We start from the raw sequence: 24,361 nt of genomic DNA on the forward strand, positions 1-24,361 counted from the left end.
ATTTAATTACCTCCTATTTCACTGCAGGAAGAAGTGAACATCATCTAAATATCTAAATTTTTCACATAGACGGCATTATCCTGTATAAAATTCCGTCTCGGCTCTACCTTATCCCCCATTAGCATATCAAAAATCATATCTGCCTCCATGGCATCCTCCAGATTTACTTGTAATAACGTCCTGCCTGAAGGATCCATTGTCGTTTCCCACAACTGGGTCGCATTCATTTCTCCCAGACCTTTGTATCGTTGCAGACCTGGTTTCGGCTGTTTCGGTAATTCGGCTAATAATTTATCCAGTTCTTTATCAGAATAGGTATAATGTACCACTTTCCCTTGCTTAACCTGATAAAGAGGGGGCTGAGCGATGTAGATATAACCATAATCAATTAACGGCTTCATGAAACGATAGAAGAACGTCAACAGTAAGGTTCGAATATGGGCTCCATCAACATCCGCATCTGTCATGATCACGACTTTATGATAGCGAGCCTTCGATATATCAAATTCTTCGCCAATCCCTGTACCAAGTGCGGTTATGATCGAACGAATTTCATTATTAGACAAAATTTTATCCAACCGTGCCTTTTCCACATTCAGCACTTTACCCCTTAAAGGCAGGATCGCTTGAAAATGACGGTCACGTCCTTGTTTGGCAGAGCCACCTGCCGAGTCACCCTCTACGATGTACAGCTCACTTAACGTAGCATCACGAGAGGAACAGTCAGCTAATTTACCGGGCAGGTTAGAGACTTCTAATGCTCCCTTACGTCGCGTTAATTCACGGGCTTTTTTCGCTGCCATACGGGCACGCGAAGCCATCAGCCCTTTTTCCACAATAATCCGCGCAGTATTCGGATTCTCAAACAAGAAGGTAGAAAATAAGTCACTAAAAGCCGAATCCGTGATTGTTCTCGCCTCACTATTTCCTAGTTTGGTCTTCGTTTGCCCCTCAAACTGCGGATCAGGGTGTTTAATAGAGATAATTGCCGTGAGTCCTTCTCGCACGTCGTCACCGGATAAGTTAGGATCTGTTTCCTTAAACAGATTATTTTTTCTGGCATAATCGTTGATTACACGGGTTAATCCCGTCTTAAAGCCGGCCTCATGTGTCCCGCCTTCATGCGTATTAATATTATTCGCAAAAGAATAGATATTGCTGGCAAACCCTTCGTTATATTGCAAGGATACCTCTACTTGAATACCAGCTTCTTCTTTTTCCGCATAAAAAGGTTCATGCAATACCTCTTTGGATCGATTCAAATGCTCTACATAAGAACGAATACCGCCCTCATAGTAGAATGTTTCTCGCTTACTCTCTTCTTCTCGATTATCTTGAATGGAAATCGTTAATCCTTTATTTAGAAAGGCCAATTCGCGCAAACGCGTGGCTAAAATATCGTAATGAAAAACTGTTGTCTCTGTGAAGATCTCCTCGTCTGGTTTAAAATGAGTCTTGGTACCAGAAATTTCGGTCTCTCCAATCACTTGCAGGTCATTATTAGGTTTGCCTCGTTCAAAGCTTAGATGATATATCTTTCCATCTCTGTGCACGAATACTTCCAGCTCACTGGATAATGCATTAACAACAGAGGCACCTACACCATGCAGACCGCCAGATACTTTATAACCGCCACCACCGAATTTACCTCCGGCATGCAGTACCGTCATAATCGTTTCTACTGTCGGGCGTCCTGTCTTCTCATGTGTGGTTACTGGAATACCCCGACCATTATCAATCACTGTGATACTATTATCCTTTTCGATAAATACTTCAATATGATCGCAATAACCAGCTAGGGCCTCATCAATACTATTATCTACTATTTCCCATACTAAGTGGTGCAACCCTCGCTCATTAGTAGAGCCAATGTACATACCAGGCCGTTTACGTACAGCTTCCAAGCCTTCTAAAACTTGAATCTGTTCCGCACCATATGATTGTTCTACTGGCGTATTCTCTTCCATTGTCAATCAAATCACCTACATTCTCTCTCATTAATAATCTTTATTCTTCCTCTTCTTCGTTCCATTCCGAATAATCTTCGAGCCGGCTGATGGTGGAGATCATACTTGTCCGTTTTCTCAACGTCAGTACAGATAAAGGACTGTAATATACCTTGTCCGAAGTGATAACAACCGCCTTTGTCAAAGGTTCATCCGAAACGACGACTTGTTTCTTTTGTTTTAGCTGCTCCAGCATCTCCTCATTAATCGTTGAAGAAGATACGAGGTTGTAATCAATAATGCCAATAACATCTTTTGATTGAATCACCTGATCGTCTCCAATATGAATAAACATAGTATCCCTACTTTTTCACTCTATTATTTGTCCTTTGTTGACTCTGAATATCTCAGCCTTTTCTAACTGCTTATGATGGATACCATCGATACTAGTCGTTGAAATAAAGGTTTGGACTTTCCCCTCAATGGTATCCAACAAGTGTGATTGGCGGTAGTCATCCAATTCACTTAAGACATCGTCCAGAAGTAATACGGGGTAATCATTAATTTCTTGATGGATTAGCTCGATTTCCGCTAATTTCAGCGATAATGCCGTTGTTCGTTGCTGTCCTTGTGAACCAAACGACTGTACATTTTTTCCATTCACAAAAAACACCAAGTCATCTCGATGAGGTCCAATTAAGGTCGTTCCACGTTCCGTTTCTTTCTGCTCTATATTTTCAAAAGCCTCACGTAAGGTGACAGCTATTTTTTCCTTCTGACTCTCTTCAGAAATGTCAATGGTGGCAGCATACTGCAGGTCTAAATCTTCTAAATCTCTGCTAATTCCTTTGTGTATCTGCTTCGCCCATTTCCTTAATCGTGTCATAAACAAAAGCCGTTTCTCTAGTATAACGACGGCATGTTCCATCATTTGCTCTGTCAATACCCGAAGCATAGTAAGGTCTTCTGTCTTCCTTTGACGGATTTGTTTTAGTAAGTGATTCCGCTGCTTCAGAATTTTCATATATTGACCAAGGTGATAAATATAGACAGGCTGAACCTGACCAATCTCCATATCAATAAAACGCCTTCTAATCTGCGGGCTCCCTTTTACAAGGTTCAAGTCCTCAGGCGCAAACATGACAATGTTTAGGGCACCTATATAATCGCTAAGACGTTTCTGCTCCAGGTGATTTAATTTTGCTTTCTTACCTTTATTTGTAATTTGTATTTCTAACGGGAAGCGTTGTTTCCGTTTTACAATACTACCTTCTATTTTAGCATAGTTTTGCTCCCATTGGATTAATTCTTTATCTTTTGTCGTACGGTGTGATTTAGAGAAGGCCAAGGCATAGATAGATTCCATTAAGTTCGTCTTCCCTTGGGCATTTTCACCAATAATGACATTAATTTTATCATCGAAGGTAACCGTTAAATCATGGTAATTCCGGTAATTTAATAAACGTAATTGTTCTATATACATTCGAATTCCCTTTCGAATTTATGCTTCTTTTTCTACTACAAACGTACCAACATCTTCGACATAGACGGCATCGCCTGGATAAAGCTTTCTACCGCGACGTGTTTCTAGTTCATCGTTAACATAAACCCCATTTTCTTGTAAAAAGACTTTAATCATCCCGCCAGATTCCAAGATGTTGGCTAATTTGAGGAATTGACCAAGTGGAATATAGTCTGTTGTAATACCGATCGTCTCTTTCATACACATTCACCTTCTTTTCTATTAGAAAACAAGACATGCACTTAATCCTTTGCGATGTCCGTCTATTGTTAGCTTTGTTTCTGTTTTTGGCTAATAGGCTTTCCAGAAACCCTCTCGAGTGAAGATAGTCGTTTGTTGGTATTGATATAAGTATAGCCCTTCTTCCTATTCTACTAAACATTTGTGAAATAGAAAAGGAAAGCTCGGTAATTTCTCTAGAAAAGCCGAACAATAACGCATATAACGAATTATATCGTTCTGTAAAAGGAGAGAGCAGTAGAGAAGAGGGAGCATTGTTTTCGTATTGAAAAAGCATAAGATAACGATTCGGGTCATCAATCGCCACCTTATGCTTCTGATGTATGGTTTAAAAGGTTCTTACTGGTAAGATAAGCTGTAAAATTTGATCATGATCAGTTGGTTTTAAAATAAATGGACGCATGGCCCCGGTAAACCCGATATTTACTCGCTCTGTTTCCATGATTTTTAGTGCATCAATCATATATTTAGAACTAAAAGAAATTTTCAAAGCATCACCATCAATACTCGCAACAGTGATTTCTTCTTCTACTTTTCCAATTTCAGGTGAATTACCCGAGATTTCAATAGTATGGTCATCCATGGTTTGCAAACGAATCACATTATTATGATTGTCTTTTGCCAGTAAAGATGCCCGGTCCACCGCTTGTAACAATGCCTTGGTATCTGCTTGAATGACGGTTTGGGTTTCATCTGGGATCAAGCGGGAAGTTTCAGGGTATTTACCGTCTAATAAACGTGATAAGAAATACAATTGTTTTGTCTGAAAAGCAATTTGATTGGAGCTAATACTCACTTGAATTTTCTCATCGGTATCTCCAAGAATTTTACTTAATTCACTTAGACTTTTCCCAGGTATTACTACTTGTTCAAATGGAAATGGAGCAATATCTTCTGTTAATGGTAGCATACTTGCTGCCAAACGGTGACTATCTGTTGCTACAAAGTGTAAGTGTTCATTTTCTACTTTTATATTAACCCCTGTCAAAATCGGGCGTGTTTCTGAAGTCGATACAGCAAATACAGTCTGTTTAATCATCGTTTTTAATAAAGGGATTGATAATTCAAAGTTCGCTTCCGAATTGATCTGAGAAACCAATGGATATTCTTCAGCATCTTGACCATTTAAATGGAACTCGGCATGACCGGATTGAATCGTGATCTGCAACTGTTCATTCACTTCTATGTGTACTGTTTCTGATGGCAGTTTGCGAATGATTTCGGGAAAGTATTTGGCATGAACGATGATTTCTCCAGCCTCTAATTCATCAATAAATTGAATCCCTTCTTCTTCTTTAGGAATAAAAGATTCAATCGTAATATCTGAGTCACTTCCTGTTAAAGTGACTCCATTTTGATTTGCTTGTATTTTTAAACCAGCCAAAATGGGGATCGCTGTTTTGGAAGAGATCGCCTTCGTTACGTGCTGAATACTTTCCATTAGTTTATTTCTATTTATGATAATTTTCATGCTTCTCCTCCTTGAGGAATATATTTATTTATTATTAATAAAATATAGTAATCATAGTACTAGGGCCTGTGAATATGTGGATAACCTCAGTGGATAGGGATTCTAAAAAGTTATCCAGATGTGTACAACTTGTTCGCAAACTTGTCCTTCTTATCCACATTATGCACAGGGCAGTAGAACATGTTTTTTACAATGCCTTTAATTGCTCTTTAATCTCTTCAATTTCTTTATTAAGCAGCTCATCTGTTGTCATTAGTTTTGAGATCTTTTCATGGGCATGAATAACGGTTGTATGGTCTCTTCCCCCAAATTCTTCCCCGATTTTAGGCAAGGAGAAATCCGTTAATTCCCTAGAGAGATACATCGCAATTTGGCGTGGAAAGGCAATGGATTTCGTCCGTTTTTTTGCAGAGAACTCTTCCAGCTTGACGTTATAACGTTTGCCTACCTCTTCTTGAATATGCGGAATCGTGATCACCCTTGGACGTGATGTCGGAATAATATCCTTTAACGCCTCCGCTGCTAAAGGTGCGTCAATATCCTGATTAATTAAGGAAGAATAAGCAACTACACGAATCAAGGCCCCTTCTAATTCACGAATATTAGTATCAATCTGATTGGAGATATAAAGCATGACCTCGTTTGGGATATCCAGTCCTTCTGCTTTTGCCTTCTTTCTTAAGATCGCAATTCTTGTTTCCAAATCAGGTGGCGTAATATCGGTGATCAGTCCCCATTCAAAACGAGAACGCAGCCTGTCTTCTAAGGTTGGGATCTCTTTCGGAGGACGGTCACTTGAGATAATAATCTGTTTATTTTCTTCATGTAACGTATTAAAGGTATGAAAAAATTCTTCTTGTGTTTGTTCTTTTCCCGCTAGAAATTGAATATCATCAATTAATAGGACATCTACACTCCGATATTTATTGCGAAAATTCACGGTTTTATTATCGCGAATAGAATTGATGAATTCATTGGTGAATTTCTCTGATGATAGATAGACAACTTTTGCATTCGGATTATGTTCCAAGACGTAGTGACCAATGGCATGCATTAAGTGGGTCTTACCTAATCCAACGCCCCCATAGATAAATAAAGGGTTATAAGCCTTGGCAGGAGCTTCGGCAACTGCTAAAGAGGCAGCATGAGCAAAACGATTACCTGAACCAATGACAAACGTTTCAAAGGTATATTTATCATTCAGCATCGACTTAGCAGAGCTGTCATATTGCTGGGCTGCAACCGGAGGCTGCTTCTTCATCTGTGTCATTTCTTTAGCTGCATCGTCCATTGTTTCCGGAATGATGAATTTAACAGCTAATTCTGCTCCAGTAACCTGATAGAGCGCCTCACCGATAATAGCGGTATACTTTGAATCCAACCAGTCTCTCGTGAATTCATTAGGGGCTGAAATAATAATTGTATCATCTTGTAATTCTGCAACAGATGTGTTCTTTAACCATGTATCGAAGCTTGGTTTACTCACTTTATCCTTAATTAAGCTTAAGGTACTGTTCCATAATTCTTCGATATTTTCCACGTGTTTATTCCTCCTTTCATTTTTTAATTAGTTTATATCTTGTGGATCGTTATACATTGACAAAAAAGAGGAAAACCTAAAAATTAAGTTTTCCACAACGTTGTGTATAAACTAATAAACATGATGTGTATAATTGTCCACACAATATCCACAAGTTGTGGATAAAATCACCTAGCCTTCATACTTATTAACAAAACAGAGCACTCATATAATATCAAAAAAAAGCGGAAAATGCAATGGATTATCCAGAGTTATCCACAAGTTCGACAAGTTGTGCACGTTTTTTGTACACAACCTCTGATTTTGTGCATATTTTGTCGATAAACAGTGAGGAAACTCTTTTTTTGCTGGGGGAGTTATCCACAATTCTCTGTACTATAACAATGATCGAGGAATACTGTTGCACAACAGGAAATAATGCGAGCAAAGACTTGCTTGTCACAGGTTTTTTTCTGATAAATGGTGATAAGGTTTAACATAGTGTAAATCGGCTTTGCGGGGCAGAAAATGTAAGACCACTTCATTTGATCTAGCCATTCTAAGCTATATTCTTCCTTGTTAACATAAAGAATCAGCCCATTTTTCAAAACTAATCATTGACAGAGATGATAGTTTATACATATAATAAGTAAGACTGTCTAAATGGACTGAAATTTTGAAATTCCTCAGGGAGGTGCATATATAATGAAACGTACATTTCAACCAAATAATCGTAAACGTAAGAAAGTTCATGGATTCCGTGCGCGTATGAGCACAGCAAATGGACGCAAGGTTCTTGCTCGTCGTCGTAAGAAAGGTAGAAAGGTATTATCCGCATAGGCCACTGATCAGCTCAGTGGTCTTTTTTCCATGTAAGGTAGATCATGGAAAGCCTTTATTGGAGGAGCACGCAAATGAAGAAAGCATGGAGAATAAAAAAGAATAGAGAGTTCCAAGAAGTGTTTAAGCAAGGTGCTTCGTTTGCGAACCGGCAACTGGTTATTTATTACTTACATAAGGATCAACAAGCACATTATCGAATAGGATTATCGGTGAGTAAAAAAATTGGTAATGCAGTAGTGCGTAATCAAGTGAAGCGCTATATCAGACAGGTCTTTGTCGAGTTAGACACCAAAGTGAAGAATGAGTATGATATTATTATCATTGCGAGACAACCCGTGAAAGATATAGATTTTCATCAAATAAAAAAAAGTGTCAATCATTTGCTTTATAAAACAGGTTTATTGAGGAAGCGATAGCACCATCTAGCGTAGTACAGAAATATGTTATCAAGCATTGGGATGGATAAATTCGTGCAACTTTTATTTGTTTTGCAGCATGTTCCATGACCTGCCTCTGATTTCCTCTTGATTATGACTAGCTAAATGTTAGGATATAGTGGTAGAATGGAAAGCGATGAACAGTGATTGGGAAAGAATTAAGGAGGATCAGGATGCGTAAAAAGCTCGTTATCGTATTGGGCTTAGTTGTATTAGTAGCTCTATTAGCAGGATGTACTCAGATTGATCAGGACATCACCTCAGAAAGTGAAGGATTTTGGAATAGTTATTTTGTTTATCCTTTATCGTGGTTCCTATTAAAGGTAGCAAGTTTCTTTCATGGAGAATATGGATATGGACTGGCAATTATAGTTGTAACGATTCTCATTCGTTTAATTTTGTTACCCTTAAACATTAAGCAATTAAGAAGTTCTAAAGCAATGCAGGCCATTCAGCCGCAGTTACAGGAAATTCGTGAGAAATATAGCTCCAAAGATCAGCAAACACAACAGAAGTTACAACAAGAGACGATGGAACTATTTCAAAAGAATGGTGTCAACCCACTTGCTGGTTGTTTGCCTATTATCGTACAAATGCCGATTTTAATCGCCTTTTATCATGCGATAATGAGAACGGAAGCACTAAGAGATCATCCGTTCCTATGGTTTGAACTAGGACAATCAGACCCATATTATATTTTGCCAGTTGTAGCAGCATTCTTCACCTTTTTACAACAGAAGCTGATGATGGCTGGAACAACGGCACAACAAAATTCTATGATGCCTCAGATGACCATGATGCTTTATATTATGCCAGTAATGATCGGGATATTTGCTCTTTTCTTACCATCTGCATTGGCGCTTTATTGGGTAGTAGGTAACCTCTTTATGGTAGGGCAAACCTTACTTGTTAGAAACCCAATGATGAAAAATCAAGAGGCAAGTACAGGAGGCAAAAAATAGTGAGACAAATAACTGCTACGGGACAAACGGTTGAAGAAGCGATCCAATCAGCACTAAAGCAGTTAAACATCACAGAGGATCAGGCCGAAGTAGAGGTAATTGAAGAACCGAAAAAAGGATTATTGGGCTTGTTTGGTTCCAAACGGGCGATAGTCAAGGTGACCAAGCATGATGATCCAACGGAAAAGCTGGAGAAATACGTACAAAATATGGTGAACGCATTTGATGAAAAGATAGATGTATCCATGCATATCGACCAAAACCATATTACTTTTGAATTATCAGGTGAGAAAATTGCCGTATTGATTGGGAAACGGGGACAGACTCTAAACGCCATTCAATACTTAGCTCAATTGGCAATGCACCAGTATGCTGAGAAGTATTACACGGTGGTAGTCGATGCAGAGGGGTACCGTGATAGAAGAAAAGAAACGTTGGTAGCACTAGCTGAAAAGAATGCCGATCGAGCAGTGAAGACAGGCAGAACGGTTAAACTGGATCCAATGCCATCGTATGAAAGGAAAATTATTCATACGGTATTGCAAAAACGGTCGGATATAGAGACAGATTCACAAGGAAATGAACCAAAACGGTATGTCGTTATTCATCCAAAATAAAGCAAAATGGTAAGTGTTGAACATGTAATTCTTTGGATTACGTGTTCTTTTTTTATTAGATAGAAAAGTTTATCACACTCTGTTGTGGTATAATGAAACAATTCCTTGAAAAGTCAACCGGTAATAGTACATATAGATCGTAGTTGATTTTATCAATACATATTTAGAAATTTAACCTTAAGGCGTGAATATCAATGATTAACATTTGGAATAAATATAAAAATTCATCTTTCATACTTAAAATGTCAATTGGTTTTATACTTGGCATTATCGTAGGAGTCATTTTCGGTAAACAGGCTGAGGTTTTACAACCTTTCGGAACACTTCTGCTTCATTTATTTAGCCTTATAGCCATCCCGATCATTTTTTTGGCTGTGGTGTTGGCTGTCAATCAAATGAATGTAAAACAGCTGGGGAGAATTGGGGGCAAACTGATTTTTTATTATGCTGTTACAACGGCCGCTGCTGTTTTGATTGGTTTAGGATTGGCTCTTTTTTTCGAACCGGGGGTTAATATGACCTTGCCTGATGCAAATGTCGAGAAGCCAGATACACCACATGTTTCCGATGTGCTTTTGCAAATTGTACCTGAAAATATGTTTGAGGCCTTCACTTCTGGTGATCTGATGTCCATTCTATTTCTTGCTGTTATTATAGGTATGTCGATATCTCTGATGAAATTTTCCAAAGAAGAAAAGTCACAGAAATATGGTGAGGTTCTGGATACTTTTTTCAGTGCATTGAATGAAATGTTCTTTAAGATTCTAAGAGGTATTCTTTTATACGCTCCTATCGGCATATTTGCCATCAGTGCTTCTGCGTTCGGTAGCCATGGGTGGGAGACGGTGCAATCCTTACTGAAACTGACAGGGGTTTTCTATCTTGGACTTATATTGCTTTGGGTTTTTATCTATTCGGGTTTATTGAAGTTATCGGGAACATCGATTTTTCAATTTTTCAGAAATACGAAGGAAGCTTATACGACGGCGTTTTTCACCTCAAGCAGTATTGCTTCTCTCCCCGTGGCCATTGAAGCGGCCAAGAAAGCAGGTATTTCTAAAAAAACAGCGAATTTCGCATTACCTTTAGGAGCCGTGTTCAATTCGGATGGCGGTGCCCTTCGTATGGGTATTTCTATTGTTTTTGCAGCAAATGTGACCGATTTGAATCTGTCACCAACTGATTTATTGATCATCGTGTTAATAGGAACGCTCTTATCGATAGGTACGGCGGGAGTTCCTGCCGCAGGACTTGTAACCCTATCGGCAGTACTAACAATGTTTGGGCTGCCATTGGAAATCGTTGCATTAATAGGAGGGGTAGATGCCATCCTTGGAATGGGTGGAACAGCTTCTAATGTTACGGGAGATATTGTTGGAGCCGCAGTTATAGACCGTTCGGAAAAAAGGAAGGCTGCTCAGGTATAAATAAAATTAGGAACCCGCTTTAAAATAATATGAAGAGGAAAATAAAATCGCAAGAAATGGTTTCTAACAAAAGTAAAAAGACCCAATCCAGGTTGTTTTCTTTAACGCAGCAAAAACTAATTTGTTGAAAAGAAAGTGATTCAACACAAGGGTACAGTATGTAAGCAGCTAAGAAGAGTAAGGAACCCCTATTTCACAAACGGTTGGACATAGAGACAGATCCACAAGGAAATGAGCTAAAACGGTATATCATTATTCAGCCAAAATAAAGCAAATGCTGAGAGAAGAACATGTAATTCTAAGGATTACGTGTTTTTTTTAGGAAAGAAAACATTGGGATGTTTGTTTAGTACGTGAAATCATCTATTTTGATAAGATTAAAGTGCTATTAATCCTTGGTATTATAGGATTTGGAATGATTTTGACCATTGATGAATGTGTGTGAAAAGATAGCTTATCGTTCATTCATCTTTTCACTTGCGTAGATAGCAGCAAGAACCACGAAAACAAATGGATTCGTCCGAGCAACGCTGGATTGCACTTCGATATTTTTCCCTTCATTCTACCGTTTCTTTGCGAGAAAGGCAAAACGGTAAATGAGGATTTTCATAAAGTGAAAGAGCAGTATAATCGGAATACCCCCTCCTTATTTTGTGATTTTTGAGAAAGAGCGAGCCTTCAAATTAGAATATTAATACTTTTTATAACTCCGTTTGCACTAAGTGCTATTTATAAAAATTATCCACAAACACGCATACGTATCTTCGGCTAATGAATAGAAAATCCCTTGTGGATAACTAAATCCAAGAAAATTTATACACATGTGGATAAATATTTTTGCTAAAATTCCAAAAAACAGGTGTGGATATCTTTTCAAAGGGCATAGTTATGTGCTATTCTAATAAGTTAGTGATACAAAAACTAATCTGAATAGATAAGATATAGATAATAGGTGTCAGATGGAGGTGAAGAAGTGGAGCAGGATACAATAGCAGCGATTTCGACGCCGATTGGGGAAGGCGCGATAGCGATTGTTCGTTTAAGCGGGGATGAAGCTGTCACGATTAGCAATCAATTATTTGCAGGAAAAGACCTTAAGCAAGTGGATTCCCATACGATCCATTATGGTAAAATGGTGGACCCGAACAGTAAAGAAATGATTGAAGAAGTAATGGTGAGCGTTATGCGCGCGCCTAAGACGTTTACCAAAGAAGACATCGTTGAAATCAATTGTCACGGCGGTCTGGCTTCGGTGAATCGATTGTTGGAACAAGTATTACATCAGGGTGCACGTTTAGCGGAGCCTGGTGAATTTACCAAGCGAGCCTTTTTGAATGGCAGGATTGATTTATCGCAAGCGGAAGCAGTGATGGATTTGATTCGCGCCAAAACTGATAAAGCAATGAATATAGCCTTAACACAGCTAGATGGAAAACTATCGAAACTTGTGCAAGAACTGCGGCAGAAGCTGATTGAAACCGTCGCCCATGTAGAGGTTAACATTGATTATCCGGAATACGATGATGTAGAAGAAATGTCCCATCAAATGCTTCAGGAACAAACAAGGGTAGTCTATCAAGAGGTAGAACAACTATTAAGCATGGCTAAGCAAGGAAAAATTTTACGTGAAGGTATATCCACTGCGATTATCGGCAGACCAAATGTCGGTAAATCTTCCTTATTGAACGCCTTTGTTCAGGAGTCAAAGGCGATTGTCACTGATATTCCGGGAACGACAAGGGATGTAATTGAAGAGTATGTCAATGTAAGAGGCGTGCCACTACGGCTGGTAGACACGGCCGGTATTCGTGAAACAGAAGATATTGTTGAACGAATGGGTGTCGAACGTTCCCGCAAGGCCTTAAAAGAGTCCGATTTGATTCTGCTTGTTCTTAATTATGGCGAAGCATTAACAGAAGAAGATCGTAACCTGTTTAAAGCAGTAGAAGGATTAGAGTATATTGTCATTGTCAATAAAACCGATCTAGAACCGGAATTAGATATTGACGAAGTAAACCAATTAGCTGGTACACAAAAGGTGATCACAACCGCCTTAATTGAAGATAAAGGGATGGATGCACTCGAAACAGCCATTGCCGATACCTTTTTTGCAGGGGAGATTGAGTCAGGTGATCTTACGTATGTATCGAATGTTCGTCATATCCAATTATTACAACAGACACTAGCGGCACTGGAAGAGGCAGATCAAGCGATGGAAGCTGGTATGCCGATTGACTTAGTACAAATAGATGTGACGAGAGCCTGGGAATTACTTGGGGAAATTGTCGGAGATACCGTGCAGGATAGTTTAATTGATCAATTATTTTCTCAATTCTGCTTAGGAAAATAACCAAACGGAGATAAAAGGAGGATCAGCTATGTCCAACTATGAAGCTGGTCAATATGATGTGATTGTCATCGGAGCGGGACATGCAGGTGTGGAAGCCGCCTATGCCGCTGCCAAAAGAGGGGCAAAAACATTAATATTAACATTAAACTTAGACTTGATTGCCTTTATGCCATGTAATCCATCGATTGGTGGACCTGCCAAAGGGATTGTCGTTAGAGAAGTCGATGCAATGGGTGGCTTAATGGGTAAAGTCATTGATAAAACCTATATCCAAATGCGGATGTTGAATACAGGAAAAGGTCCTGCCGTTCGTGCTTTACGTGCGCAAGCAGATAAGCCTTTATATATACAGGAAATGAAACGATTGTTAGAGGAAACACCGAATTTGACCGTCAGACAAGGAATGGTAGAGGAATTGGTGGTAGAAGAGGGTCAGGTACAAGGTGTTATTACCGAAACCAAAGCATTCTATCGAGCAAAATCGGTGATTATTACGACAGGTACCTTTATGCGAGGACGTGTATTGCTTGGTGATATTTCTTATGAAAGTGGTCCAAATAATCAACGCGCTAGTATCAAACTTGCAGAAAACTTGGAAGAACTAGGATTTGATATTGTCCGCTTCAAAACGGGAACACCACCAAGAGTCAATAATCGGACCGTTAATTATGAAAAAACAGAAATACAGCCTGGTGATGAGCATCCACAACACTTTTCCTATGAAACGACGGGAGAGATATTGGATCAGATTCCATGCTGGTTAACGTATACCAATGAAAAAACCCACGAAATCATTAATGAAAATTTAGGGTTATCAGCAATGTATTCAGGTGCCGTAAGAGGAACGGGGCCAAGGTATTGCCCTTCGATTGAGGATAAAATTGTCCGTTTCCATGATAAACCGCGACACCAGGTATTCTTGGAACCAGAAGGACGAAATACAGAAGAGGTATATGTACAAGGGTTATCCACTTCCTTACCAGAGTATGTCCAGCGCGAAATCCTCAAAACAGTGCCGGGGCTAGAAGAGGCAGAAATTATGCGGGCAGGCTATGCGATTGAATATGACGCCGTAGTGCCAACACAATTATGGCCGACACTCGAAGTGAAGAATATTGATTCCTTGTTTACAGCAGGTCAAATCAATGGAACCTCTGGATATGAAGAAGCGGCGGCTCAAGGCTTAATGGCAGGAATTAATGCTGCTGCCAAAGTATTAGATAAGGAAACGTGTATACTAGATCGCTCTCAGGCCTATATTGGTGTGCTAATCGATGACTTAGTGACCAAAGGAACCAATGAACCTTATCGTTTATTGACGTCCAGAGCGGAGTATCGTCTCTTATTACGTCATGATAATGCCGACCTTCGTCTTACAGAAATCGGTTATCGTTTAGGGCTGATACCAAAAGAGCGGTTTGCCCGTTTTGAAGAGAAAAAACGATTAATTGCAGAAGAAATGGAGCGTTTGAGTGAGGTTCGTTTGAAACCAACAGAAGAGCTACAGCAAGCAATGGAGGAAATCGGCGGCACTCGATTAAAAGATGGCATTTTGGCTTATGATTTACTGAAACGGCCAGAGGTCACTTATGAGTTGATGGAACGCTTTGCCACACCGGAAGAAGAGCTGCCAGCAGAAGTGAAAGAACAAGTGGAAATCCAGATTAAATACAAAGGATACATTTCCAAATCTAACCAACAAGTAGATCGTATGAAGAAAATGGAGAACAAACTTATTCCAGACCATATTGATTACGATGATATAAGTGGAATTGCCACCGAAGCAAGGGAAAAATTAAAAACGGTACGTCCATTGTCTGTAGGACAAGCCTCGAGAATTTCCGGGGTCAATCCTGCCGATGTTTCCATTTTACTAGTATATATTGAACAAGGAAATGTAGCCAAAGTATCTAATGAATAAATAGGGGAGTGGCGCCGTGGATTTGCAAGCTTTTCAAGATCATTTACAAACAAAAGGGATAACCATTACAGAAAAACAAATCCAGCAATTTGAACAATATTATCAAATTTTGGTAGAATGGAATGAGAAAATGAATCTAACCGCCATCACCGAAAAAGAAGAGGTGTATGCTAAGCATTTCTACGATTCGGTGACGGCCGCCTTTTATTTTGATTTCACCAATGATTTGCACCTTTGTGATGTGGGGGCAGGGGCAGGTTTTCCTAGCCTTCCCCTTAAGATTTTATACCCACATGTAAAGGTGACCATTGTTGACTCCCTGCAAAAAAGAATTACCTTTTTGAATCATTTGGCCGCTCAACTAGGTCTGGAGGGGGTAAGTTTTTACCATGACCGAGCGGAGTTATTTGGTATAAATGATAAATTTAGGCATCGATTCGATGTGGTGATGGCAAGGGCAGTAGCCAAAACATCCGTATTATCGGAACTATGTCTTCCTTTGTTACGCACTGGTGGAACCTTTATTGCCATGAAGGGAGCCAATGCTTCAGAAGAATTAGCACAAGCGCAAGATGCCATTGAACTACTAGGTGGAGTCGTGAATAGGGTAGAGACATTCTCTTTACCAGCGAATAATGGCGAACGAAATATTGTTTTTATTGATAAAAAACGCAAAACACCGAAGAAATATCCAAGAAAACCTGGCGTTCCCAATAAACATCCGTTATAAAGATAAATTTGCACTTATAGAATGAATACACCAATAAATGGGGAAATATTGATTTTTCAGAAGCCATATATATTTCTTGAAAAATTATTGATATTTTTTATCGCTTTTCGTATTTTTATGATAAAATGGATATAACAGATGATTAGAGATGTTCCACGTGAAACATTAAGGAATATCTAACGGCTTCTTTGACTTGCTTAACGGTAATTAAGCAAGTTTTCCCTTTTGTTTTTGAAGACAAAGAGGGGAGAATGGGTTTATTATCGGGGGTCTGCTTTCATAGATAGGAGAGCAAACTTAGCTATAATGGAATGATGTGAAGTAGAAAAAGGTGGTGTTTGTTGTGTTACACCCATTTGGTCGGATTTTTGGAATTGGTGATAAAACCGAAGAAATCGAAACCGAAGAGTTAGATAAACTGCAAGACGAGGTTGTCTATATTGATGTTGCTAAAATAGAAGCCAATCGTTTTCAGCCAAGATCTATTTTTGATGAGGAGAAGATCAAAGAACTTGCTCAAACATTACATACACATGGTTTAATACAGCCGATTGTGGTACGTAAGCTGGATGAAGAGGAAGAGTCTTATGAGATCATAGCTGGGGAGAGGCGTTGGCGTGCTGCCAATAGTCTTGGCTGGGAGACTGTTCCCGCCATTATCCGCGAAATGACTGATAAGGAAACTGCCTCGGTAGCACTAATTGAAAATTTACAACGAGAAGAACTGACCGTGATCGAAGAAGCAACTGCGTATGAGAAATTGATTGAAATGCATGAATTAACGCAAGAAGCATTAGCACAGAGATTAGGCAAGAGCCAATCTACCATTGCCAATAAAATGAGACTGCTCAAGCTTCCTCAAGAAGTCCAGCAAGCCATTTTACAAAAAACAATTACGGAACGACATGCCAGAGCCTTGATCGTTTTAAAAGACGAAGAACTGCAACGTAAGGTGTTACAGCAGATTATCGAAAAAGATTTAAACGTGAAACAAACCGAAGATCAGATCGAAAAACTGATGACAGCAGATAAGAAAGAACCGAAGAAAAAACCCCGCTTGAAAGGGGTTAATAAAGACATGCGTATCGCAATGAATACTATAAGGCAGTCGTTAAACATGGTTTCCGACACAGGAATTGATTTGGAAACCAATGAGCAAGACCATGAGGACTATTACCAAATCACCATCAAAATTCCTAAGAAAAAATAAGTACATGCTGCCCATCTTTATCAGTTAGAAAGATGGGTCGTTTTTTGCAAGGGAAAAGGAGAGAACAACATGAAAAGGGATCAGATAGGACTTCGAGGACTGTTGGAAATCCACCAGCAAATTGAATCATTTGAATCATTTATGGTTTAAAAACAACATTTATTTCTGAAATAAACAGAATTAGTGGTAAAATAAAAGAGAGAATTGCAAGAGGTAGGTGACACCATGGGGAAAATAATAGCCGTTGCCAACCAAAAAGGTGGCGTCGGCAAAACAACATCTTCCGTTAACTTAAGTGCTTGTTTGGCAGATTTACACAAAAAAGTATTAGTGGTAGATATAGATCCACAAGGAAATGCTACAAGCGGTTTCGGTATCAATAAGGCGGATGTAAATAAATGCATATATGATGTATTAGTGGATGATGCAGAGGTAAATGAGGTATGCGTGGATACAGATGTTAGTAATCTCCAGGTCATACCAGCCACGATTCAATTAGCAGGAGCAGAAATTGAATTGGTCTCAACGATATCAAGAGAAGTTCGCTTAAAAAAAGCATTAGACAATGTCAAAGATAGCTATGACTATATCATTATTGATTGTCCACCATCTTTGGGGTTACTAACCATCAATGCTTTAACTGCTTCTGATACCGTACTTATTCCCGTTCAATGTGAATATTATGCCTTAGAAGGATTAAGTCAGCTGCTAAATACAATTAGATTGGTACAAAAGCATTTGAATAAACACTTGATGATCGAAGGTGTTTTATTAACGATGTTGGATGCGAGAACGAACCTCGGTATTCAGGTAATTGATGAAGTGAAGAAATATTTTCAGGACAAGGTATACCATACGGTCATTCCAAGAAATATTCGTTTAAGTGAGGCACCAAGTCATGGAAAACCGATAATATCATATGATTCTAAATCGAGAGGGGCAGAAGTCTATATCGATTTAGCAAAGGAAGTGATTGCTGGTGGCTAGAGGATTAGGAAAAGGACTGGATGCCTTTTTTACAGAAATAGAAGACCAAAATGGGGAAAAGATTGAAGAAGTAGAATTAGTGAAATGTCGTCCCAATCCATATCAACCACGTAAAGTCTTTGAAGCCGATGCGATTGAAGAATTAAAGGAATCGATTCAAGAGCATGGCATTCTGCAGCCATTAATTGTGCGTAATAGCATAAGAGGGTATGAGATCGTAGTAGGGGAGCGCCGCTATCGGGCAGCTAAAGAGGCGAATCTGGAGACGATTCCTGTTATTATTAAGGAATTAACGGATGAACAGATGATGGAGTTAGCTCTGTTAGAAAACATTCAACGGGAAGATTTGACTCCTATTGAAGAAGCAACAGCCTATGAGCGTTTAATCAATGAACTAGGAACGACACAGGATCAATTGGCAAAACGATTAGGTAAAAGCCGTTCCCATATTGCTAACCTGGTTCGTTTACTGAGTTTACCTGATGATATTATTGTACTGATTAATAATCACTCGATTTCAATGGGGCATGGCAGGGCATTATTAGGTTTAAAGGATAAGCAAAAACTTAAGCCAATCGTTAATCGTATTGTTAAAGAAAAGCTAAATGTCCGTCAGGTAGAGACATTGATTAATGAATTAAACCATCAACAACCAAAGCCAAAGAAAAAAGTAAAAAAGGATATTTTCATTGCCGAAAGAGAGAATCATTTAAAAGAGTACTTTGGTACCAATGTGACCATCAATAAAGGTAAGAAAAAAGGAAAGATCGAAATCGAATTTTTTTCTGATGATGACTTGAATCGAATCCTAGATAAGATGGAATAAATAAACGGTCTGGTTGTTTCACGTGGAACAATCAGGCCGTTTTTCTGTGATAGGGGAGAAAGGATAGATTTCGATACGTCCAGTAAGAAACAGTAATCTGTAAAAAGGAGAAAAATCATGGCTTTACTCGGTACATTAGTAAATGGGTTATGCATTATCATAGGCACATTACTAGGATTGATCTTTTCCAATATTCCTGATCGAATAAAGACGGCTGCCTTGCAAGGAATAGGATTAGTCGTTGTTTTGATAGGCTTACAAATGGCAATTCAAGCTGAAAATATTATCTTGATTCTTATCAGTTTGCTAACAGGAGGAGTATTTGGTACAGCGATTCATCTCGAGGATAAATTGAATTATCTTGGGCAGAAAATAGAGCAGAAGTTTAGCACGAACGATAAACAATCGATTACGGAAGGATTTATTACGGCCAGTTTAATCTTTGTCATTGGTGCGATGTCCATTGTCGGCGCGTTAGATGGGGGGTTGCGTGGGGATCATGAAGTATTGTTCACCAAAGCATTTTTGGATGGTTTTATGGCGATGGTGTTAACGACTACGTTAGGTTACGGCGTCGGGTTCTCTGTTATTCCAGTGGTCATTTATCAAGGAAGTATTGCTTTACTGGCGGTTCAGATCAATCAATGGCTGCCACAAGAATTGCTAAATGGTTTTATTATGGAGGTTACCGCGATTGGCGGGCTACTTATTTTGGCCATTGGTTTAAATATTCTGCGGATTACCAGCTTTAAAATAGGTGATTTCTTACCTGCTATCATTATTTTTATCTTTTTATACTTTGGTTATGTCTTTGTCGTGTAACATTTTCAGCATAGCTTGACTAGCTGTCGCATATCTTATTCTATAGCAATTTTTTATAGGAAAATTCCTAAACAGATTTCAATGTAGTGGAGGATAAGATATGTGGAAAGCAGGTTTAAAGTGGTTATTTTTAATCCTAGGAGTCATGATAGGGGCTGGGTATGCATCTGGCAGGGAGCTTTGGCAATTTTTTGGTCATGAAAGTGGACTAGCTATTCTATTGTTTACCATTTTGTTTACTTGCAGCATTTTGATTGTTATGAAGCTTAGTTATCAGCATCAGACCACAAATTACTTTACTATTCTAGAGCTAATTTTAGGAAAACCCGTAGCACGCTTTTATGATGTGCTTATCTTTTTTTACTTATTATCAACAACGGTTATTATGATTGCGGGGAGTGGGGCAACCTTTGAAGCCTTTCAGTTATCAAAATGGTTGGGAATACTCTTCTTAGTGATATTAACCGTGCTATTATTTGTCAAAGGCTTATCCGGTGTGTTGCAATTTAATGTGTTTGTGATGCCATTATTAATGTTGGGCTTGCTGTCTTTATTAGTTTTCTTTTCGCTGGATCAACAATTGTCTCTGCCATTATCCTTGGATCAGCAATCGAATTGGACCGCTGCTTTTACGTTTACTGCACTAAATATTCTATCTGTTATCGCTGTTTTAGGGGCAATTGGCGATCAAATCCAATCAAATGGCGAGATTTGGATTGCGAGTGTGGGCAGTGGCTTGATCCTTGGTGTAACGTCTTTTTTATATAATAATAGTTTGATTCAATTATCGGATATTATTGTTTTGTATGAGATCCCATTATTTGCGATCTTAAAGCATTATCCGCCGTATACGTATATTATTATGTCCATTTTGCTGTGGTTTGCTATTTTTACGACTGCGATTTCTGGGGTGTTGGCATTGGTTACCAGACTGAAATCCATATTTCAACCCAGAATGTGGGTACTAGCTTTATTGATATTAGTGGGATTATTACCATTAACCAATTTTGGTTTTTCTACTTTAATTGCCTTTCTATACCCATTATATGGTATTGTTAATTTATATTTGCTTTGTGCAGTGTTACTATTTCCTTTTTATAAAAAAATCTAATATAATAGTAGGAGAAATTAGGGTAAGACTGAGGTGATAAGCATGCAACGTAAAGCATTTCAATTACATGATATTGTTGAAATGAAAAAAGCTCATCCATGTGGAGAGAATAGATGGAAGATTATTCGGATGGGGATGGATATTCGAATTAAGTGTGAAGGTTGCGGGCATAGCGTGATGCTTCCACGTAAACAGTTTGAACAAAAAATGAAGAGAGTTATTGAGTCAGCAGAAAAATAAAAAATGTTCCACGTGAAACAAACTCATATTTTGACGGTATTAAATGATTAGAAAAAAAGATTTCTTTCTAGAGAAAACACGGAAATCAAGGGGTGTAGAACCTTGATTTTTTATTTTTAATAACTTGTCAATCGTTAGAAGTATCACTATAATTGGTATGACTGATCCGTTCATATGGACGCAATCCTTAAGGAGTGAAGGTTAAAGATGGCATTAACAGCAGGAATTGTTGGCTTACCTAACGTGGGTAAATCGACTTTATTTAACGCAATAACGCAAGCAGGTGCAGAATCAGCAAATTATCCATTCTGTACTATAGATCCAAATGTAGGAATTGTAGAGGTTCCCGATCATCGTCTACAAAGGTTAACAGAAATTGTGAAACCAAAAAAGACGATCCCGACAGCATTTGAATTCACTGATATCGCTGGAATTGTTAAAGGTGCTAGTAAAGGGGAGGGGTTAGGGAACCAATTTCTATCTCATATTCGTCAAGTTGACGCTATTTGTCATGTCGTTCGTTGTTTCGAGGATGAGAATATTACCCATGTGTCAGGGCAAGTGGATCCGATCTCTGATATAGAAACGATTAACCTCGAATTGATTTTGGCGGACTTAGAAACAGTGACCAAACGATTACAACGTGTCGAGAAAATGGCAAAACAAAAAGATAAGGAAGCAATGGCAGAGTTTGACGTATTAGAAAAACTTCGCGATGCTTTCGAAGAAGAAACGCCAGCACGAGCCGTATCATTTACGGAAGAACAACAAAAACTTGTCAAAGGACTCCACTTGCTCACTAGCAAATCGGTATTATATGTAGCGAATGTGGGAGAAGATGAGTTATTAGAAGTGGATAATAATCCATATGTACAGCGAGTAAGGGATTTTGCTGAGGCAGATCAAGCAGAAGTGGTTGTTATCAGTGCCAAAGTAGAATCTGAGATCGCTGAATTAGACGGAGAAGAGAAAGAAATGTTTTTAGAAGAGCTGGGAATTGCTGAGTCCGGACTAGACCAATTGATCAAAGCGACCTATCAACTATTAGGATTGGCAACTTACTTTACAGCAGGAGAACAGGAAGTGCGCGCATGGACCTTTAAGAAGGGGATTAAGGCACCGCAAGCAGCGGGTATTATTCATAGTGACTTTGAAAAAGGGTTTATTCGGGCAGAGACCGTATCTTATGATGATTTAATGGAAGCTGGTTCCGAACAAGCAGCCAAAGAAAAAGGGAACATGAGATTAGAAGGTAAGGACTATTTGGTGAAAGATGGAGATGTCATGCATTTCCGCTTTAACGTGTAACGAAGAAGGGTCTCCGATTTGTGAAAAAAGGTTTGCAATACAAATAGAATATTGGTATAATATTGTATTGTGAGTAATAAAAAACTATTACTCCTTGCTCTTTGAAAAATCAAGGGGCCGCTAAGACCAAAAGGAGGTGCAAACGGATGACGAAATACGAAATTATGTACATCATCCGCCCAGATATCGAAGAGGAGGCGCAAACAGCTCTTATTGAGCGTTTTAACGGCATTCTCTCTAACAATGGTGCGGAGATCGAAAAAGTAGAAGAAGTAGGCAAGAAGCGTCTTGCTTATGAAATTGAAGATTACCGTGATGGATACTATGTAATTATCAACTTCGCAGGTGATCAGGCAGCTATTAACGAATTCAACCGTCAGGCTAATTTCTCTGATGATATTATTCGTTACATGGCAATTCGTGAAGATGATCAATAATAAGGAGTGGTTCTGATGTTAAATCGTGTCGTACTTGTCGGCAGGTTAACGAGAGACCCAGATTTACGTTACACACCAAATGGCGTAGCCGTCGCAAACTTTACGGTTGCTTGTAATCGACCTTTTTCAAATCAGCAAGGAGAACGCGAAGCAGACTTCGTTAACTGTGTGGTATGGAGAAAGCAAGCAGAAAGCTTTGCTAATTATATGAGTAAGGGAAGTCTTATCGGTGTAGACGGGCGTATTCAAACCCGCAGCTTTGATGATCAAGAGGGCAAGAGAGTATTTATTACAGAAGTGATGGCTGAGTCTATCCAGTTTTTAGAACCAAAAAATAATGCTGGTGGTGGACAACCCTCTCAAAGATCACAAGGTTATAATCAGAACCAGCAGCAAGCTCCATTTAATCAAAACCAAAATCAATATAACAACAATAATAATCAAGGAAATAACAATCAGGGAAATAGCAATAATGAAAATCCATTCCAAGACAGTGGAGAGCCTGTAGATATTTCTGATGATGATTTACCATTCTAATCTAGAAGGAGGTTATACTTATGGCAGCTCGTCGTGGACGTGCAAAGCGTCGTAAGGTGTGTTACTTTACAGCGAACGGGATTACACACATTGATTACAAAGACGTTGATTTGCTAAGACGTTTCGTGTCCGAACGTGGAAAAATTCTTCCTCGTCGTGTAACAGGAACTTCTGCAAAATATCAACGTAAATTGACAAGAGCAATCAAACGTGCTCGTCAAATGGCACTATTGCCTTATGCAAGTGAATAATAAGAAAAGCTTGGGAGACTAATGCCCAAGCTTTTTTTTTATGGTCTTTGAAAACCCCTGGCTATGCCGGGGGTTCCATAGAGCTTCAAGCGTGGGGGCAAAAAAGCCTCTCTTCATGATAAGATAAGGTTGGTTTCCCGACCACCAAATCTCATCAAAGAAGGAGGCATGTCCAATGCAGGACAAGAATAGTTTAGCACATACGCAGTGGAGATGTAAGTTCCATATCGTTTTTGCTCCAAAATATAGAAGACAAATTATTTATGGGAAATATAAAAAAAGCATCGGAGAAATAGTAAGAGAGCTTTGTGAAAGGAAAGGGGTTGAGATACACGAGGCAAATGCATGTAAAGATCACATTCATATGTTAGTAAGTATTCCACCAAAACTAAGTGTATCTCAATTCATGGGCTACCTAAAGGGCAAAAGTAGTTTAATGATATTCGATCGACACGCTAATTTAAAGTACAGATATGGTAATCGTAAATTTTGGTGTCGAGGCTACTTTGTAGATACAGTGGGCAGAAGTAAAAATCAAATTCAAGAATATATTAGAAATCAGCTTAAAGAGGATTACATGAGTGATCAGTTAACATTATTTGAAGAATTTGATCCGTTCACTGGAGAGAAAAATAAGAAGAAATAAG

At 38.8% G+C, this 24,361-nt stretch carries 25 protein-coding genes; 19 read left to right on the forward strand and 6 right to left on the reverse strand.

Annotated features, from left to right (window positions below):
* Positions 1-44: 44 nt before the first annotated feature.
* The 6 genes from gyrB to dnaA all read right to left on the reverse strand — a co-directional run bounded on the left by gyrB (position 45) and on the right by dnaA (position 6,719).
* Complete coding sequence (gene gyrB, locus E0E32_RS02650; RefSeq protein ID WP_187374485.1) at positions 45-1,967, reverse strand: DNA topoisomerase (ATP-hydrolyzing) subunit B; 1,923 nt, start codon at positions 1,965-1,967, stop codon at positions 45-47.
* A gap of 40 nt (positions 1,968-2,007) precedes the next feature.
* The gene (gene remB, locus E0E32_RS02655; RefSeq protein WP_066195334.1) at positions 2,008-2,301 is read right to left on the reverse strand and encodes an extracellular matrix regulator RemB; all 294 of its coding nucleotides are present in this window, start codon (positions 2,299-2,301) and stop codon (positions 2,008-2,010) included.
* A 15-nt stretch (positions 2,302-2,316) separates the two neighbouring features.
* Positions 2,317-3,429: a DNA replication/repair protein RecF gene (recF, locus tag E0E32_RS02660; protein WP_130858888.1), complete on the reverse strand. Its 1,113-nt coding sequence runs from the start codon at positions 3,427-3,429 to the stop codon at positions 2,317-2,319.
* An 18-nt stretch (positions 3,430-3,447) separates the two neighbouring features.
* The gene (yaaA, locus tag E0E32_RS02665) at positions 3,448-3,669 is read right to left on the reverse strand and encodes a S4 domain-containing protein YaaA (RefSeq protein WP_130858889.1); all 222 of its coding nucleotides are present in this window, start codon (positions 3,667-3,669) and stop codon (positions 3,448-3,450) included.
* 367 nt (positions 3,670-4,036) lie between these two features.
* Positions 4,037-5,179 carry a DNA polymerase III subunit beta gene (gene dnaN, locus E0E32_RS02670; RefSeq protein ID WP_066195343.1) on the reverse strand — a complete coding sequence of 381 codons (1,143 nt, stop codon included), beginning with the start codon at positions 5,177-5,179 and terminating at the stop codon, positions 4,037-4,039.
* A 187-nt stretch (positions 5,180-5,366) separates the two neighbouring features.
* On the reverse strand, positions 5,367-6,719 hold the full coding sequence (dnaA, locus tag E0E32_RS02675) for a chromosomal replication initiator protein DnaA (RefSeq protein ID WP_066195346.1): 1,353 nt from the start codon (positions 6,717-6,719) through the stop codon (positions 5,367-5,369).
* A gap of 684 nt (positions 6,720-7,403) precedes the next feature.
* On the opposite strand from dnaA, the gene rpmH reads away from it, so the two are divergent.
* From rpmH to tnpA, 19 genes are all read left to right on the forward strand, one after another.
* Complete coding sequence (gene rpmH, locus E0E32_RS02680; protein WP_066195349.1) at positions 7,404-7,538, forward strand: 50S ribosomal protein L34; 135 nt, start codon at positions 7,404-7,406, stop codon at positions 7,536-7,538.
* Between the two features lie 74 nt (positions 7,539-7,612).
* Complete coding sequence (rnpA, locus tag E0E32_RS02685) at positions 7,613-7,957, forward strand: ribonuclease P protein component (protein ID WP_066195352.1); 345 nt, start codon at positions 7,613-7,615, stop codon at positions 7,955-7,957.
* 194 nt (positions 7,958-8,151) lie between these two features.
* The gene (gene spoIIIJ / locus E0E32_RS02690; protein ID WP_066195355.1) at positions 8,152-8,940 is read left to right on the forward strand and encodes a YidC family membrane integrase SpoIIIJ; all 789 of its coding nucleotides are present in this window, start codon (positions 8,152-8,154) and stop codon (positions 8,938-8,940) included.
* Positions 8,940-9,557 (forward strand): RNA-binding cell elongation regulator Jag/EloR, encoded by a 618-nt coding sequence (jag, locus tag E0E32_RS02695; protein WP_066195358.1) that lies wholly within the window; start codon positions 8,940-8,942, stop codon positions 9,555-9,557. Before spoIIIJ ends, jag begins: the two co-directional genes overlap by 1 nt.
* A 242-nt stretch (positions 9,558-9,799) precedes the next feature.
* On the forward strand, positions 9,800-10,984 hold the full coding sequence (locus E0E32_RS02700) for a dicarboxylate/amino acid:cation symporter (RefSeq protein ID WP_286171667.1): 1,185 nt from the start codon (positions 9,800-9,802) through the stop codon (positions 10,982-10,984).
* A gap of 973 nt (positions 10,985-11,957) precedes the next feature.
* Positions 11,958-13,334, forward strand: a complete 1,377-nt coding sequence (gene mnmE / locus E0E32_RS02705; RefSeq protein WP_066195364.1) for a tRNA uridine-5-carboxymethylaminomethyl(34) synthesis GTPase MnmE — start codon at positions 11,958-11,960, stop codon at positions 13,332-13,334.
* Positions 13,335-13,362: 28 nt separating this feature from the next.
* A complete protein-coding gene (gene mnmG, locus E0E32_RS02710) occupies positions 13,363-15,255 on the forward strand; it encodes a tRNA uridine-5-carboxymethylaminomethyl(34) synthesis enzyme MnmG (RefSeq protein WP_066195366.1) in 1,893 nt (630 codons plus the stop codon).
* 16 nt (positions 15,256-15,271) lie between these two features.
* Positions 15,272-15,985: a 16S rRNA (guanine(527)-N(7))-methyltransferase RsmG gene (gene rsmG, locus E0E32_RS02715; RefSeq protein ID WP_130858890.1), complete on the forward strand. Its 714-nt coding sequence runs from the start codon at positions 15,272-15,274 to the stop codon at positions 15,983-15,985.
* A gap of 343 nt (positions 15,986-16,328) precedes the next feature.
* Positions 16,329-17,195 (forward strand): nucleoid occlusion protein, encoded by an 867-nt coding sequence (noc, locus tag E0E32_RS02720; RefSeq protein ID WP_066195373.1) that lies wholly within the window; start codon positions 16,329-16,331, stop codon positions 17,193-17,195.
* 225 nt (positions 17,196-17,420) lie between these two features.
* Positions 17,421-18,182: a ParA family protein gene (locus tag E0E32_RS02725; protein WP_066195377.1), complete on the forward strand. Its 762-nt coding sequence runs from the start codon at positions 17,421-17,423 to the stop codon at positions 18,180-18,182.
* Entirely contained in the window at positions 18,175-19,008 is an 834-nt protein-coding gene (locus E0E32_RS02730) for a ParB/RepB/Spo0J family partition protein (protein ID WP_066195382.1), read from the forward strand. Before E0E32_RS02725 ends, E0E32_RS02730 begins: the two co-directional genes overlap by 8 nt.
* 117 nt (positions 19,009-19,125) lie before the next feature.
* Complete coding sequence (locus E0E32_RS02735) at positions 19,126-19,830, forward strand: DUF554 domain-containing protein (protein ID WP_066195386.1); 705 nt, start codon at positions 19,126-19,128, stop codon at positions 19,828-19,830.
* Between the two features lie 100 nt (positions 19,831-19,930).
* Positions 19,931-20,941, forward strand: coding sequence for a YkvI family membrane protein (locus tag E0E32_RS02740; protein ID WP_066195389.1), 1,011 nt, complete (start codon positions 19,931-19,933; stop codon positions 20,939-20,941).
* A 42-nt stretch (positions 20,942-20,983) separates the two neighbouring features.
* Positions 20,984-21,181 carry a DUF951 domain-containing protein gene (locus E0E32_RS02745; protein WP_066195392.1) on the forward strand — a complete coding sequence of 66 codons (198 nt, stop codon included), beginning with the start codon at positions 20,984-20,986 and terminating at the stop codon, positions 21,179-21,181.
* Between the two features lie 207 nt (positions 21,182-21,388).
* Positions 21,389-22,489, forward strand: a complete 1,101-nt coding sequence (ychF, locus tag E0E32_RS02750; protein WP_066195395.1) for a redox-regulated ATPase YchF — start codon at positions 21,389-21,391, stop codon at positions 22,487-22,489.
* A gap of 146 nt (positions 22,490-22,635) precedes the next feature.
* The gene (gene rpsF, locus E0E32_RS02755; protein WP_066195398.1) at positions 22,636-22,926 is read left to right on the forward strand and encodes a 30S ribosomal protein S6; all 291 of its coding nucleotides are present in this window, start codon (positions 22,636-22,638) and stop codon (positions 22,924-22,926) included.
* A gap of 15 nt (positions 22,927-22,941) precedes the next feature.
* Positions 22,942-23,463 carry a single-stranded DNA-binding protein gene (ssb, locus tag E0E32_RS02760; protein WP_066195402.1) on the forward strand — a complete coding sequence of 174 codons (522 nt, stop codon included), beginning with the start codon at positions 22,942-22,944 and terminating at the stop codon, positions 23,461-23,463.
* Positions 23,464-23,483: 20 nt separating this feature from the next.
* The gene (gene rpsR / locus E0E32_RS02765) at positions 23,484-23,714 is read left to right on the forward strand and encodes a 30S ribosomal protein S18 (RefSeq protein ID WP_066195405.1); all 231 of its coding nucleotides are present in this window, start codon (positions 23,484-23,486) and stop codon (positions 23,712-23,714) included.
* A gap of 175 nt (positions 23,715-23,889) precedes the next feature.
* Positions 23,890-24,360, forward strand: coding sequence for an IS200/IS605 family transposase (tnpA, locus tag E0E32_RS02770; protein ID WP_130858891.1), 471 nt, complete (start codon positions 23,890-23,892; stop codon positions 24,358-24,360).
* Position 24,361 lies beyond the last annotated feature (1 nt).

This window comes from Gracilibacillus phocaeensis, assembly GCF_900626275.1.
GTDB lineage: Bacteria > Bacillota > Bacilli > Bacillales > Amphibacillaceae > Gracilibacillus > Gracilibacillus timonensis.